The organism is Planktothrix paucivesiculata PCC 9631 (assembly GCF_900009265.2).
In the GTDB taxonomy this organism is placed as follows: Bacteria; Cyanobacteriota; Cyanobacteriia; order Cyanobacteriales; family Microcoleaceae; genus Planktothrix; species Planktothrix paucivesiculata.
Map to the genome: position 1 here is coordinate 644118 of NZ_LR735018.1, position 14680 is coordinate 658797.

Here is a 14680-nt window from a genome sequence, read left to right on the forward strand (position 1 = left end):
CGCGCTAAGGCAAGTCTTTAAGCTGATTTAGAAGCGGAATTGAGTCCGCAGAGTTCCGACCACGATAGTATTGTTGTTGTCATTGTGATCAGGATTGGTGACGACATAAAATCCAGGAGTAATGGAGATGTAGTCGTTTAGAGGATAGCGGTAGAAACCTTCAATGTGAATCGAGGTATCTTTATCTTCTAAAGCACTGATATCATGGCTGGTCACTTGAGGAGGCATCCCCACAATCAGACCCCCTAAACCGCCTTCTTTGAAGACATCAGGGAACGCAAAGGAAACAGCCCAGTTAATGATATTTGCGGTATCATCACCACCATTCTGTTGGTTAGCCCAGGTGGAACCAAACCAGCCACCCAACTCAAAGTTCTTGGAGATGCGCCAGTTAGCTTGGAACCCTACGTTTTCGCTGGTTGTAGCATTCTCACCAAAAGGTTTATCGGCAATCCAACTACCTGTTCCCCCAGAGACAAACACACTGCCATTAGTAAAATAACGGTGGTTATACTCTAAACCCACACCAATATTAGGATTGGGTTTGAACACCAATTGTAGACCCGTACTGTAACCGCCATTGAAGATACCATTTCCTTCGTCAGCAAATTCGGCTCGGTCAGTGACGTAGCCTAAATTGAGTTTAACCTTGTCACTAAAGGCATATTTCAGACCAATACCTGTTCCTTGAGGCCCCCGGAAGGTAGTCGGGTTATAACGACCAAAGCGAGAGAGAGCTCCATCTCCAGAACCACCAAAGGGGGTTATGGTGTCATAGATGTCATCATTGTCAAGACCCTTGGCCCCAACGTAGACTTGGCCTTTGGCATTGGCGATGGGGAAGCGATAGTACAACTCATCTAAAACGACACCATCGTTCCGACCATCAATGGACGTACGACTCATCAAGGTATTGGTGATGTCGAAATCCGACAGGTTAGGAATAGATTGAGCTTGTAAACGAGTTCTCAACAAATCCTGGCCCGTGAAACTGGTATCAAAGTTTAAACGAGCGCGGTAGCCAAAATAGGCTTCCGTGGGGTCGCTATCCTCATGGGCGAACTGACCAACAACGTTATTTGTTGCTCGATCTCCAGCCGCATCGCCACCCCAGAAGATAACCTCTCCACGGAGTTTGGTGGTGGTGGAGAACTGATTGGCTTCTAATTCGGCAGTTCTAGCTTCTAAGGCATAGACACGACCGCGTAGAGTGGCTAATTCCGCCGCAAATTCTTCTTGTAACCGTTGCAGAACGGCTAAATCTTCCCGGGTAACTAAATTGGCTACAGACGCAGCAATCAGTTCGTTAACCCGCTCTAAACAGGCATTTAAACCCGCGGCAAACTCAAAACGAGTCATAGCCCGGTTGCCTTTAAAGGTTCCATCGGGATAGCCCGCGATACAACCATAGCGTTCAACCAAGGATTGCAAAGCCTGGAATGCCCAGTCAGTTGGTTGAACGTCCGATAATTGAGAAACTGAAGTGACTTGCTCTAGGGCATCGGCAGCTTCAGCATATTCGTTAATTTGTTCTAAGCCTGAGACACCGGTTTCGCTCGGCTCCGTTGATGACATCTGAGCCACTTGGAACTCAGAAGCTTGAGCAGTTTGTAGTGGGGCCGAAGCCTCTGAAGTTGGGCTGTTTAACTGTTGAGCCGTGGCAACAGTCTCCGGTTCATTCGTCGCGGTAGCCTCACCTTCGACTAAAGCCGTGGGTTCGACTGCAACATCAGGAGTCAAAGACAGGGCAAGTTGCTCTGTGGATGACTCGGAATTGGCTTGAGGTTGCAACTCAGTATTCTGTCCAGAGGTCGGAACTGCAAGGGCAGCTTCGAGGGTGATGGTCGCTGTATCTGTCGCATTTGCCAATTTCTCCGAAGGAGCCTCGGTTGCGAAGGCTGCATTCGTTAAGAGAATAGCCGCTCCCAGAACGCCTGGACTTTGCTTTAGAGTGTTCAATAAAACTTTGTTCATCATCTCAATTCTCACACCGACACTTAAAATACCACAAAGCAAGGGAGTCCCTAGCTCGACTGAACCAATAGTATCATATCTTAACTAGAGTTTTTCCAGAGTCAAGTGGGGGAACAAAAGTTAAGACTTGTTTTCAACCAGATTCAATCGGTATAACCTTTACTTAGAGAGGGTTTGGCTTCTCTACAATTTGTTGTGAATTGATCCGTCGAATTGCGACTAATGAGGGTTTAGGGGGATCGTTGGGTTCTTTACCTGGCCAGTTTGACCCCACAGGAACTTGACGAGTTTGCATAAATTCTTCTCCTTGGGTGGTTTGCAAAGCAAATTGGAGGGTTTTTGTTGCCCTGTCCTTACGGGTGCGGTTATATTCGCCCGGATGTTGGACAGCAATAAATAGGGTTTTTTGATCGGGCGTAAAAAACGGCCCAGTTAGTTCGCAGTCCATTGGCCCCATGGCAAATAAAAAGGCTTGACCCCCATATTCCCCTGATGTGGGCAGAAACCAAAGGGAATTATTGCCATACAGACCCAATAAATCTGTGCCTTCTAAGGGTTGTTGGTTGTCATTCAGACGACCTGGGGCAACGGGTTCATTCTGTTTATTAGTGGCAATATCCGTCACCATCCATAAATTCCCGATCGCATCAAGGGCTAAATTATCGGGGTTAGAAAATCCTAACCCTCCTTGGGCGACTTCTCCTCCGGTGGCGACCATTTCCCATCGAAAGGTCATGGCCTGGGGAACATTCCCTTCTTCTACTAAACGCATCAGCCATCCGTATTCATATTGTTTTTTTTCAGAAGGAGCTTGAAAAATTTCTAGGTTGGGGCCGCCGGTTTCAGCATCGGCCGTACCTGATGTAAAGGCAATAAATAAAGATCCATCTGGCCCTATTTCTGTATCTTCGGGACGGGCGGCACAGGTCGCGCCCACGGCACTCGCAGCTAAATGGGCATCAATTAAAATTGCCCCTTGTTTTTCTTCTGGATTTCCGGTATACAAATCTCCTAGGGTCTTAAACCGTTTTTTGAAGTTTTGGATGTCTTTATCGGTTTTAGCAATAAAACTTCCCCCTTTTGGTCGTTGAGGTAAAGCAATAACTCCCCCGGCATGAACATCAGGCTGGTCAGGATTGATTGCTGTATCTGCTTTTAAAGGAATCCATTGCCCTGTACCATCGGAGTTAAATTTGGCCGCATATAATATCCCATCCGCTAATAACTGGGAATTTTTTTTGTCTTGGGGATTTTTAACCTTCCCTTTACTAACAAATTTATAGAGATGTCCACTTCGGCGATCGCATCCTGAATAAAATGCTAAGGGTTGACCGAATTCCACCCGAATTCCCACCGCTTCATGGCGATAACGTCCTAACCAAGTATGTTTTGTGCCATAGTCCTTGGGGTTTGTCGGATCAACTTCTACAATCCAACCATACTTATTCCCTGCTAGTCCAAAGACATTACCCAAACCTTCCATTTTCTCTAATAAAAAGGGGGTTTCACGGGGAGGATAAGTTGTTCCATCGGGATAAACAGCTTCAGTTACTTGACTTTGAAAATTTTCCTCCGCACTTAATACCGTCCCCCAAGGTGTAGTTCCCCCCGCACAATTGGCGAAAGTTCCAATAATTTTGGAACCTAATTGATCATTATACCCCTGACCTTTTTTGGTAAATACGGCAACGGCTGGCCCGGTCGCTTTTAAATATTGCTTATTTTTCCACCCCGATAGTCCGGTAATCATTCGATCAGTAGTTGAATAGGTTCTCACCCAGCGACCATCAGCTTGACGCTCAACAGAAATTACACCTATACCTAAATCGGTTAAGCCTTCCTGAGAGAGTTTTAAAATATCTCGGCGTAAGGGGTCTTTTTGAGGTAATTCAAAAGCGTTAATTGTTTGCTTTGGCTCGGAGGATTGAAGATTTTTTACAGGTAAAGGTTTACCGATAATCTGTTGATATGTTTCTAACCAAAGAGCAGCACTAATATATTCAAAGTTAACGGTTAAAAATCCTTGATCTTCTCCCGTTGCGATAAAGGAAACATAATCATTGTTATAGCCAAAGCGAGAATTTCCCACTTTGTCTCCCCAAGTGGCAATTACATCATAAGTAAATCCTTCTGGTAGAACTAAATCATCAATGACTTCGTAGGTACTATAGGCTTGAATTTGTTCAGAAAGAGAATTATCACTAACTGGAATTACGGATTTAGAAGTTTGGGCTTTAATCCCATCTAAAGCATTAGGTAAAGGCCCCTTAATCGGTTGAAAGGGTAAAGATTCAGGAAATTTAGGTTCCGGGGATGAGAAAATTTTAGGTAGTTTTGAGGAATTTTGACAGGAACCAACGGCTAAGGTCGTAAATCCTGCACCCAAAAAGAATAGAAAATCGCGACGATTTACAGACATAAATTATGGCTATAGCGCTACGCGCTAGGGAACAGGGAACAGGGAACAGGGAACAGGGAACAGGGAACAGGGAACAGGGAACAGTAAGCTGTGAAATGGTTTTAGGATTTAGGAGTGTCCTAACGGTAATGGGTAGTGCTGTATTAATCAATTAAAAATTTTATACCAATAAACATTCCCTCCAGACTCGAAGAATAGAGGGTTAGGGAATGTATTCAAACTAGATTGAGTACAAAAATTAAACAGCGCGAAAATTTATCTCACTTTATCCAAATCGATAGCCAAACCCCCGAACTGTAATCACATATTCGGGTTTGCTTGGATCTAATTCTAGGTTTTCCCGTAACCAGCGGATATGAACATCAACGGTTTTGCTATCGCCGATAAAATCTTGTCCCCAAATGATGTCTAATAATTGTTCTCGTGACCAAACTCGCCGAGGATAACTGAGAAATAGCTCTAGTAAACGAAACTGTTTAGGAGATAGTTTCACCTCTTGGCCACGAACCAGAACCCGACATTCCTCTTGATACAAAACTACTTCTTTATATTGCAGCATGACTGGCTCTGGCAGTTGACAATAGCGTCTTCGTCGCATTAAGGCCCGACAACGTGCCATAAACTCCCGCATTCCGAAAGGTTTCGTTAAATAGTCGTCGGCTCCCGCTTCTAGGTAAAAAGCCGAATTATTCGCGCTCTCGCGCAACCCGATAATTAAAATGGCTACGGAATTTCCCTGATGTCGTAACATACGACACAGATCTAAACCGTTGATCGAGTCCATAATCAGAAGGTTGAACGGAAAATCACCGACGGGATAATTAGGGTTTTGGATTGAGGGCAGAGCATCCCGTCCATCTGAAGTCACTGTAACCCGATAACCCTGTTCTTCCAAAGCTAGGGAAAGCATTTCTCGCCAAGGCTGTTCGTTTTCCAAAAGTAAGATATGGCCATTCTGTCTTACATCGGAAAGGTAAGGACTCTTGCTTAATTCAGGAGAAAACATAAAAACTTGTTGTTGTGGGTTGGATGATGAAAAAGTATTGAAACTGGCTATTGTCGCTTTAAACCCTTTGACAGTCTGAGGATTTAGCCAAGGGTCAACCATCCAACGTAATTATGTTCCCCATTGCGAATTCCTTCACACAGAGACGACCGATATTGGACTACCGCAGTAAATCCAACCCCGGGTTTTGTTGGGGGGTCGTCAGATCCATCCTGATTTAGCCTCGGTTCTAGGTTTTTAAGCATTTTTCACGCTCAATTTGCCTGATTGTTTGGAATCTAATAAGTGGAGATGGCTCCTATGTTATTAGGAGAAGGTTAACACAAGGTAAAGCCAGGGTAATCTTTAGGTTAAATTATTCTAATCACATTAAAATTTCTCAACGGATTATCTTTTCCGTTACTCGCGGGTTAATTCCTAAGAATTGGTTTAACTTCTGTTTTCACTTGATGAACAGAGCACCCGAGTCACTACAATAAGAGTAGATCTGAAATTTTAAATAGGTATAACTTAATTTAACTTAACATAATGTTACTACATCTGAGTACCTGGCAAGAAGTAGAAGTTTATCTGACTCACCAAAGCGGCATCATTATTCCGATTGGTTCCACAGAACAACATGGGCCAACTGGGTTAATCGGCACTGATGCGATTTGCGCCGAAGCGATCGCCAAAGGAGTTGGAGAAGCAATCGGGGCCTTAGTTAGCCCGACTATCAATGTTGGTATGGCATTACACCACACGGCTTTTCCAGGTACTATCAGCCTACGACCCACGACTTTGATTCGGGTAATCAATGATTATATCACCAGTTTAGCGAAAGTTGGATTTACCCACTACTTTTTTATTAATGGACACGGGGGAAATATTGCCACCCTGAAAGCAGCTTTTTCTGAAACCTACGCCCATTTAGCCGATATCAATATACCCAAAGCCCATCAAGTCAAATGTCAAATCGGCAATTGGTTTATGTGTGGCTCCGTCTATAAATTAGCAAAAGAACTCTATGGCGATCAAGAAGGTTCTCACGCCACACCCAGCGAAGTCGCCTTAACCCAATACGTTTATCCTGATTCGATTAAACAAGGTTTCCTGACACCGGAAGTGGCTTCTGGATATCCGATTTATGGCCCGGAGGATTTTCGCCAACACTATCCTGATGGTCGCATGGGATCTAACCCCGCCTTGGCTACGCCTGAACAGGGTCAACAATTTTATGAATTAGCTGTTAAGGAACTCAGTCAAACCTACTTAAGTTTCCTCGGTAATTAGTAATTAGTGATCAGTCAAAGAGTAAACAGTTCATAATTTATCGGTTGAGAAGTTAATAAACTGTTTAGTATTTAAACTGTATATCCTAGGCAGCAGAGATTTTACGATTTCCCAATCCCCAATTTAGCTACTTAATAACTTGGGTTATCTCTACCACTGATAACTGTTTACTGATAACTGTTTACTGATTAGGCTCTGGCGCGAAATTCTATGGTATCTTGTTTAATTGAGATATCGTAATTTCCAAAAAAACTTTGTCCTAAAAGTCCAATTTCCAATACGGGAGAAATAGAAACTTCTATATCTTTCATCTGTAACCCTCCGACATTAATAGAACTCACACGACCAATTTCTTGATTGATTTTGCGATCGCTGGCTGTATTAACAGGTATAACTCCAGTGGGTTTAACGGCTAAGGCTAATGCCATTTCCGCAGTAATTACTACCCCACTCGCTCCCGTATCTAATAACATTTCAAAGGATTTTTGACCATTAAAACTAACATCAATAACTGGAATTCCTCCTTGTCGGCGTTTAATAGGAATTTGAAAAATTCCCTCGGTTTTAGGGTTAGCAGATAGGGGAGCAGAAGTAGGAAATAAACCACAAACAGACTGGGTTAAATTAACTACATCTCCAGATCGTTCCCGAATAAAACAGCCTGGATATTCTTGAGCTTTGACTGAAATACTATTTAATAAACCTCCCGTCAAAAGGAAAGTAAAACTAAGTTTAAGGGTATAGGAACGGATCGAAATTGCTTTGATCATAGTCTCACCCCATTATTCTGATTCAAAAATTAGAGCGTTCAATCCTTAAATTATTCCCCAAATATTCATCGGGATTAATTAATCCCATGGTTTCATGGAAGTTGTGTTTATCGTTTATTGTCTGGCTCGAAACTCAACCACATCTTCCTTAATAGTAACATCATATTCACCAAAGAAATCTTGCCCCAATAAACCCACATTTAACATCGGAGCGATCGCAACGGTAATATTACTTTTAACAGCCCCAGCCACATTCAGACTTTGAATAGAACCCAAATCAAATTCAACTCCCTTCTGACTCGGTGTATCTGCTTTAACCCGACCAATAGGAACGACCTTTAACCGTCCCGCCATCATAGGAGTAATCACCGTTCCACTAGCTCCGGTATCTACCATCATTTCAAAGGTAACTTGATCATTAAATATGGCTTCAATTACCGGAATTCCTTGTTCTTTTTTGATAATTTTAGCCTGATAAACTCCAGGGGTTGAGAGGGGAGAAACTATCGTTTTTTCATCAGTTTGTGGAAAGATACAGACGTTTCCATTTAAAGACATAACCTCTCCGGCTTTTGTTTTCATAAAACAACCGGGATGTTCCTGAGACAAAGCACCAATCCCATTGGTAAATATTAACCCTGTTGTTGATAATAGAATACAAACCCGTGAGATGAATTGAGATAAACTTTGATTCGGAAATCGACGAGTCACCAACCCGAGAAAACAAGGGGAATTGTTCATGATTTCAATAGTTGTCAATAATTAATTTAAGGGTTGACAGGAATATCTCAATTTTCCAGAAAAAATACTAGCATCAAACCAGAAACGCCAAAACCGATAACCTCTTTGTGTGATTGGCTATCTTTTGAGTGATCAATCTACGGTCAAGACCTTAGATAAATTTTACCCCTCAATTGAGAACGATAGATCTTTTCGCGGTATCCTAAAAAATCGGAGCCAAAGTCAGTTCGTTTAAGGAAGTCTGTGAAATACTTTTTTTTAACCGATGGATGGACAATTGGACGAGTCTGGGGAGTAGGGGGTCTGTGGGATCAAGCTCTGCGGCGTCGTCCACCGGATATTCAAAGAATGGATTTATGTCTGTGGGATCAGAAGCAACAGGAAAAAATGTGGCTGTATCGGGTTGAAGATTCTGTCTTGATGCTAGAAGTTAGACCGGATCTGACCACCACCAGCGACTCCCCTAATACCATTGGTCAAGTAGTTCTTACCCGCTTAATTACGGCTGAACAAGTCCTAGAACGTTTAGCCAGTGCTGCAACGGAATGTCAAATTAACCAAAGCCTATAGTCAGTGTGGGATTAATTGTGGTCAGGGTTCGTGATATTATAATTACTGCTCTCTCGGGAATTTCAGTGCCTTTAGACCTGAAAATGTCAAAAAGCACTGGACAAAGAGGGGCAAAAACTCTTAAAACAACTAGAGAATCAACTTATTCTCCATACCAGAAAATAAATAATTTGGTTCAATTAATTTAGTAGGGCGGCACAGTCCCGAACTCTAGGCTTGTATCCTAGTAAGATGAGTAGAGATAGACCCTCTGGGGTAGCTGTGACTTAGACTTTGTAATTAGTACAGTAGTACGGTTAGGAGGTTTAAGAATTGCCGCAAGGACATAGTGCTTAAAGGTCAGTCGCTCAATCAAGAATCCTCGTCTCTTTAGAGCGGGGAGTGTCAAAAAAAAAGTAACCATTATCAACTAGAAGGAGCGTAGTCAATGGGACTACCCTGGTATCGTGTACACACAGTCGTCCTAAATGATCCAGGACGGTTGATTTCTGTACACCTGATGCACACCGCTTTGGTGGCAGGTTGGGCTGGATCTATGGCCCTTTATGAACTCGCAATTTATGATCCTTCTGATCCCGTCCTCAACCCGATGTGGCGTCAAGGGATGTTCGTCATGCCCTTTATGGCCCGCTTAGGAGTGACTCAATCTTGGGGGGGCTGGAGCCTCACCGGAGAAGCAGTTACTAACCCGGGGATTTGGTCTTTTGAAGGAGTAGCGGCTACTCATATCATTCTGTCTGGTTTACTGTTCCTCGCTGCCGTTTGGCATTGGGTCTTTTGGGATCTAGAACTGTTTACCGACCCCCGGACAGGCGAACCCGCTTTGGATTTACCCAAAATGTTTGGGATTCACCTGTTTCTATCCGGTCTGCTTTGCTTTGGTTTCGGAGCCTTCCACTTAACCGGCTTATTTGGCCCGGGAATGTGGGTGTCCGATCCCTATGGGATTACAGGCAGTATTCAACCCGTGGCACCAGCCTGGGGGCCAGAAGGATTTAACCCGTTTAACGCGGGGGGAATCGTGGCTCACCATATTGCGGCCGGGGTTGTGGGGATTGTTGCGGGTCTGTTCCATCTGTCCGTTCGTCCGCCCCAAAGGTTATATAAAGCCCTGCGGATGGGGAACATTGAAACCGTCCTATCCAGCAGTATTGCCGCCGTATTCTTCGCAGCTTTTGTAGTTGCGGGAACCATGTGGTACGGTTCAGCAGCTACCCCGATCGAACTGTTTGGCCCTACCCGTTATCAATGGGATAGCGGTTATTTCCAACAGGAAATTCAACGCCGGGTACAATCTAGCGTTGCCCGTGGGGATAGTTATGCCCAAGCTTGGGAAAAAATTCCTGAAAAACTCGCCTTCTATGACTATGTGGGCAATAGCCCCGCTAAAGGTGGTTTATTCCGGGTCGGCCCCATGAACAACGGCGACGGCATTGCCAAAAATTGGTTAGGCCATCCCGTATTCAAAGATTCTGAAGGACGGGAATTATCGGTTCGCCGTCTTCCTAACTTCTTTGAAACCTTCCCCGTGATTCTCACGGATAAAGACGGTGTGATTCGGGCAGATATTCCCTTCCGTCGGGCTGAGTCTCGCTACAGCTTTGAACAAGCTGGAGTAACGGTCAGTTTCTATGGTGGCAACTTAGATGGCAAAACCTTTAAGGATGCTCCCACCGTCAAAAAATACGCTCGTTTAGCCCAACAAGGGGAACCCTTCGAGTTTGATCGGGAAACCTTGGGATCGGACGGTGTATTTCGGACGAGCACCCGGGGCTGGTTCACCTACGCTCACGCTTGCTTTGCATTATTGTTCTTCTTTGGCCATATTTGGCACGGTTCTCGGACGATCTTCCGCGATGTGTTCGCTGGGGTGGAAGCCGATTTGGAAGAACAGGTGGAGTGGGGTCTGTTCCAAAAACTGGGTGACAAAACCACTCGTGTTAAAAAGACCGTCTAGGATATCTCTAGTTCGGGCTGGTGGGGTATTTTTGTAAACCCTAATCCTCAAAAGAGTTGGAACTTTATTCGTGAAGTTTCCAACTCTTTCTTTATATGGGATTCATTGATCGAACTTGATCATTTTTTTCTAAGTTCTAAAACTGGTAATGTGGGTTTAAATCCAGTGGGTAGTTCACTCTCTCAATGGTAGACTGTTAGAAAACAATAGGTTTAGGAAAAATTGACATGGAAAGTGTTGCTTACATTTTAATTTTGGCATTAGCCTTGGGAGTTCTCTTTTTTGCAATTGCCTTCCGGGAACCGCCTCGGATTGGTAAATAGCTCAATTAGAGCATCTTCGTCCACTCCAATACTGAGTTCATGGGGTTTAAGGTTGATTTAATGCTTTTTGCACCGCTAGATCACCCTAAATTTTGCCCAGGGAATTCGGGTGTTCACCGGTTTAAATAAAACCCTGAGTTCTCATAACTCAGTATTGGACTGTTAAAGAGTTAAAGGCTGTGCTTTGTAATCGCTGATCAGAAAACGGCTGTTCAGTGAAACAACCGCTCAAAGGACGTTAATTATGCAGTGTCCAGTTTGCCAATGTACGAATAGTCGAGTGCTTGAGTCCCGTGCTGCGGAATCGGGTAAAAGTATTCGGCGACGACGGGAATGTCTCCAGTGTCAGCATCGCTTTACCACCTATGAACGGATTGAATTTGTGCCGATTACGGTGACGAAGCGGGATGGAAAGCGGGAATCTTTTGACCGTTCTAAATTGTTGCGCGGGATGGTTCGGGCTTGTGAAAAAACAGGACTTTCTGCTCCCGATTTAGAATCAATTATTGATGAAATTGAAGCCGAACTGCAACAACGTTCCCAACGGGAAATTCCCACTCAAGAAATTGGAGAATTGGTTTTGCACCGACTCAAATCCTTGAGTGAAGTCGCTTATGTCCGATTTGCTTCAGTTTATCGACAATTTCAAGGGATTAAAGATTTTGCAGAAGCGTTGAATCACTTTTCCCTGGGCAATGATCATCCTCAAAAGTTGGAAATAGTTGCAGAAGAAGATTCTGTCTGTAGCTGTGAGGATTCATCAATAGACGGCTCTGCCTCTCTGTGTTCTGCATCCCTACTCGGATCTCAACATTAAGACAATCACCGATCGTTAGTTTGCTAAGAGTCTCTAGTTTATGGTACTATCGGGCTATTCAGGAAAAATATATATATTGCCTAAATCCTAAATATCAAAACAAAAGTCAGCGAGAAAGTATCGGCTTTCGTCAAATATCCTGTTCATTAACCTAGAGATCAGCACTAATTTTGTTTCGGTCGGAGCTTCCCTGACTCCCGTTACAGTTGATTAGCTTAACGGCAGGTGCGTTGCGACCTAAAAAATGATCCAAAATCGAAAAAAAATGATAGGATGGGAAAGCTAATCTACCAAACTGTGCCAAGATCGGCAGGATTAGCGATTCTCGGTCTTCAAAAAATGTCCAGCCGAAATATAAATACCTGATCACAGGGGCGATATGATTGATGAACGGGAAGTCGGAGTATAGTTAAGGTTTTTGGGTCTGCTGTCGGACAGTCAGTGGGCTTTAGACAAATGCTTGTGTAAAAGAATCTGGATGCGGTTTTTAGGGCAGAGATGATCTAAGACTAGACAGAGCCTTTGAAACAAGACTCTCTTTTTGCGTCAATCGCGATGTAATAGTGGGAGTGTAAAATTGACTGGACGTGGTAATGCTCGTTTTTTCTGTCTTGGACAGGTATTCGGTGGTACTAACGATGTCAAGTCAGCAGTAGTTTTGATCGAAAAAGCGAAATATTGACCCTATCGGTCATGATCAAAAACCAGAGCGCTTACTGCAAAAAAACCATTTAATAGGAGCAACTTTAGGATAAAACTCGCATGATCAATCAGAAAACAAAACCAAAAGATGTGGGCTTCACCCACGAAGATTTTGCCGCCTTACTCGATAAATACGACTATCACTTTAGTCCCGGTGACGTAGTGGCGGGGACAGTTTTTAGTCTGGAGCCAAGGGGCGCTCTGATTGACATTGGCGCTAAGACCGCAGCATACATTCCACTACAAGAAATGTCAATTAATCGGGTGGAAAGTCCTGATGAAGTATTACAGTCTAATGAGACCCGTGAGTTTTTCATCCTGACCGATGAAAACGAAGATGGGCAATTAACTCTTTCCATTCGTCGCATTGAGTATATGCGGGCCTGGGAGCGTGTTCGCCAACTGCAAGCGGAAGATGCTACCGTCCGTTCTCAAGTCTTTGCCACAAATCGAGGCGGCGCCTTGGTTCGGATTGAAGGATTGCGGGGCTTTATTCCAGGCTCCCATATTAGTACGCGCAAACCTAAAGAAGAACTCGTTGCTGAAGAATTACCCTTAAAATTCCTAGAGGTTGATGAGGATCGCAATCGTCTTGTCTTAAGCCATCGTCGGGCTTTAGTTGAGCGGAAGATGAACCGCTTAGAAGTGGGTGAAGTGGTAACAGGAACCGTTAGAGGAATTAAACCTTACGGGGCGTTTATTGATATTGGTGGCGTGAGTGGTCTGCTCCACATCTCAGAGATTTCTCACGATCACATTGACACACCCCATAGTGTTTTCAATGTCAACGATGAAGTCAAAGTCATGATTATTGACCTAGATGCAGATCGAGGTCGGATTTCCCTTTCTACAAAACAACTGGAACCCGAACCAGGAGCTATGGTTAAAAACCCTCAGCTTGTTTATGAGAAAGCTGAGGAAATGGCAGCCAAATTCCGGGAAAAACTTTTGGCGGCGGGCCAGGGAGCCACGACGGAAGAAGTTCCGACGGAACTGGATGAAGCTGATATCCCTTCTGCGATTGAGGAAGATATCCCTTCTGCGATTGAGGAAGATATTCCTTCTGCGATTGAAGAAGATATTCCGTCTGCGATTGAAGAAGATGTGGAACCTGTGGCTGAAGGAGTATAGGTTTCAAGCGATCAAGACAAAAAGGGGGATTATCCCTCTTTTTTTTATTGAGCTTTGCCAAGGCGGCAGCGACAAATCGCTATCTCAAGATACACAAATTAGAAACCCTATTAAAAATTGAATTAGGAGTCTTTGAGGTTGGTCACCCTAGAAGTTCAGAATATTACCTTTAAGAATATTGAAGCTGTTATTTTCGATAAGGATGGAACCTTAGAGGATTCTGCGGATTTCTTGAGAAACTTAGCTCAAAAGCGATCGCGTTTAATTGATGCTCAAATTCCAGGAGTCGGGGAACCTTTATTAATGGCGTTTGGCGTTCAAGGAGATACCCTTGACCCAACGGGATTAATGGCCGTGGGTAGCCGACGAGAAAATGAAATTGCGGCGGCAGCTTATATTGCCGAAACCGGACGAGGATGGTTAGAGTCTGTCAATATTGCCCATCATGCTTTTGCCGATGCGGAGCAATATTTGAAATCTAGCCCTCCTTCTCCCTTATTTGTCGGGGGTTTAGAAACCATAAAATCCCTATCCGATGCGGGGTTAAAGCTAGGAATTGTGTCGGCGGCTCCAACGGCTGAAGTCCAAAATTTTGTTACCCACCATCAACTTGAACCCTATATTAACTTTCATCAGGGGGTAGATGGCGGCCCGACAAAACCCGATCCGATTTTATTCCTGAATGCTTGTCAAGCCCTTGGGGTTGATCCCGCCCATACTTTAATGGTGGGAGATGCTCAAGGAGATATTGATATGGCGCTCGGGGCTGGGGCTGCGGGTTGTGTCGGGGTTTTTTGGAACCAATCCAACCCTCAACACCTAAATCGGGCGACGGTGGTGATCTCCCATTGGGATCAATTGAAAATTAAGCACTTGACACTCCCAAGAGTATCTTTCGGGGATTATTAAAACAATTTGACTTTCACAGGACTTACGCAAATTTGGGGATGTAACCCTAGATGTAGGGGTAATTCATGAATTACCCCTACTATTGATAG

The 14680-nt window shown here is 44.0% G+C and carries 12 protein-coding genes; 7 read left to right on the top strand and 5 right to left on the bottom strand.

The annotated features are described in order from the left end of the window. Positions 1-27: 27 nt before the first annotated feature. The 3 genes from PL9631_RS16940 to PL9631_RS16950 all read right to left on the bottom strand — a co-directional run bounded on the left by PL9631_RS16940 (position 28) and on the right by PL9631_RS16950 (position 5399). Entirely contained in the window at positions 28-1974 is a 1947-nt protein-coding gene (locus PL9631_RS16940) for an iron uptake porin (RefSeq protein ID WP_083622073.1), read from the bottom strand. Between the two features lie 163 nt (positions 1975-2137). Further along, positions 2138-4393, bottom strand: coding sequence for a PhoX family protein (locus tag PL9631_RS16945; protein ID WP_083622075.1), 2256 nt, complete (start codon positions 4391-4393; stop codon positions 2138-2140). A 265-nt stretch (positions 4394-4658) separates the two neighbouring features. Further along, positions 4659-5399 (bottom strand): winged helix-turn-helix domain-containing protein, encoded by a 741-nt coding sequence (locus PL9631_RS16950; protein ID WP_083622153.1) that lies wholly within the window; start codon positions 5397-5399, stop codon positions 4659-4661. A 528-nt stretch (positions 5400-5927) separates the two neighbouring features. On the opposite strand from PL9631_RS16950, the gene PL9631_RS16955 reads away from it, so the two are divergent. After that, complete coding sequence (locus PL9631_RS16955) at positions 5928-6671, top strand: creatininase family protein (RefSeq protein WP_083622076.1); 744 nt, start codon at positions 5928-5930, stop codon at positions 6669-6671. A gap of 188 nt (positions 6672-6859) precedes the next feature. On the opposite strand, the gene PL9631_RS16960 is transcribed toward PL9631_RS16955, so the two are convergent. Then, complete coding sequence (locus tag PL9631_RS16960; protein WP_083622078.1) at positions 6860-7441, bottom strand: retropepsin-like aspartic protease family protein; 582 nt, start codon at positions 7439-7441, stop codon at positions 6860-6862. 114 nt (positions 7442-7555) lie between these two features. Then, on the bottom strand, positions 7556-8182 hold the full coding sequence (locus tag PL9631_RS16965) for a retropepsin-like aspartic protease family protein (protein WP_083622080.1): 627 nt from the start codon (positions 8180-8182) through the stop codon (positions 7556-7558). A 243-nt stretch (positions 8183-8425) separates the two neighbouring features. Between PL9631_RS16965 and PL9631_RS16970 the strand changes: the two genes are divergently transcribed. The 6 genes from PL9631_RS16970 (at position 8426) to PL9631_RS16995 (ending at position 14591) form a co-directional block, all read left to right on the top strand. Next, positions 8426-8752, top strand: a complete 327-nt coding sequence (locus tag PL9631_RS16970; RefSeq protein ID WP_083622081.1) for a hypothetical protein — start codon at positions 8426-8428, stop codon at positions 8750-8752. Between the two features lie 427 nt (positions 8753-9179). Further along, the gene (psbB, locus tag PL9631_RS16975; protein WP_083622083.1) at positions 9180-10709 is read left to right on the top strand and encodes a photosystem II chlorophyll-binding protein CP47; all 1530 of its coding nucleotides are present in this window, start codon (positions 9180-9182) and stop codon (positions 10707-10709) included. A 227-nt stretch (positions 10710-10936) separates the two neighbouring features. Further along, on the top strand, positions 10937-11032 hold the full coding sequence (locus PL9631_RS16980; protein WP_083622085.1) for a photosystem II reaction center protein T: 96 nt from the start codon (positions 10937-10939) through the stop codon (positions 11030-11032). 244 nt (positions 11033-11276) lie between these two features. Then, positions 11277-11849, top strand: a complete 573-nt coding sequence (nrdR, locus tag PL9631_RS16985) for a transcriptional regulator NrdR (protein ID WP_083622087.1) — start codon at positions 11277-11279, stop codon at positions 11847-11849. A 762-nt stretch (positions 11850-12611) separates the two neighbouring features. Then, positions 12612-13682: a 30S ribosomal protein S1 gene (locus PL9631_RS16990; RefSeq protein ID WP_083622089.1), complete on the top strand. Its 1071-nt coding sequence runs from the start codon at positions 12612-12614 to the stop codon at positions 13680-13682. 138 nt (positions 13683-13820) lie between these two features. Then, positions 13821-14591 (top strand): HAD family hydrolase, encoded by a 771-nt coding sequence (locus tag PL9631_RS16995; protein ID WP_083622091.1) that lies wholly within the window; start codon positions 13821-13823, stop codon positions 14589-14591. Positions 14592-14680: the final 89 nt, after the last annotated feature.

What these genes read in the sequence shown, in the direction of transcription:
- PL9631_RS16990 (WP_083622089.1), top strand. Translation starts at nt 12,612, where the DNA reads ATGATCAATCAGAAAACAAAACCAAAAGATGTGGGCTTCACCCACGAA.
- PL9631_RS16950 (WP_083622153.1), bottom strand. Translation starts at nt 5,399, where the DNA reads ATGTTTTCTCCTGAATTAAGCAAGAGTCCTTACCTTTCCGATGTAAGA.
- PL9631_RS16965 (WP_083622080.1), bottom strand. Translation starts at nt 8,182, where the DNA reads ATGAACAATTCCCCTTGTTTTCTCGGGTTGGTGACTCGTCGATTTCCG.
- PL9631_RS16945 (WP_083622075.1), bottom strand. Translation starts at nt 4,393, where the DNA reads ATGTCTGTAAATCGTCGCGATTTTCTATTCTTTTTGGGTGCAGGATTT.
- PL9631_RS16940 (WP_083622073.1), bottom strand. Translation starts at nt 1,974, where the DNA reads ATGAACAAAGTTTTATTGAACACTCTAAAGCAAAGTCCAGGCGTTCTG.
- PL9631_RS16955 (WP_083622076.1), top strand. Translation starts at nt 5,928, where the DNA reads ATGTTACTACATCTGAGTACCTGGCAAGAAGTAGAAGTTTATCTGACT.
- PL9631_RS16960 (WP_083622078.1), bottom strand. Translation starts at nt 7,441, where the DNA reads ATGATCAAAGCAATTTCGATCCGTTCCTATACCCTTAAACTTAGTTTT.
- psbB (WP_083622083.1), top strand. Translation starts at nt 9,180, where the DNA reads ATGGGACTACCCTGGTATCGTGTACACACAGTCGTCCTAAATGATCCA.
- nrdR (WP_083622087.1), top strand. Translation starts at nt 11,277, where the DNA reads ATGCAGTGTCCAGTTTGCCAATGTACGAATAGTCGAGTGCTTGAGTCC.
- PL9631_RS16980 (WP_083622085.1), top strand. Translation starts at nt 10,937, where the DNA reads ATGGAAAGTGTTGCTTACATTTTAATTTTGGCATTAGCCTTGGGAGTT.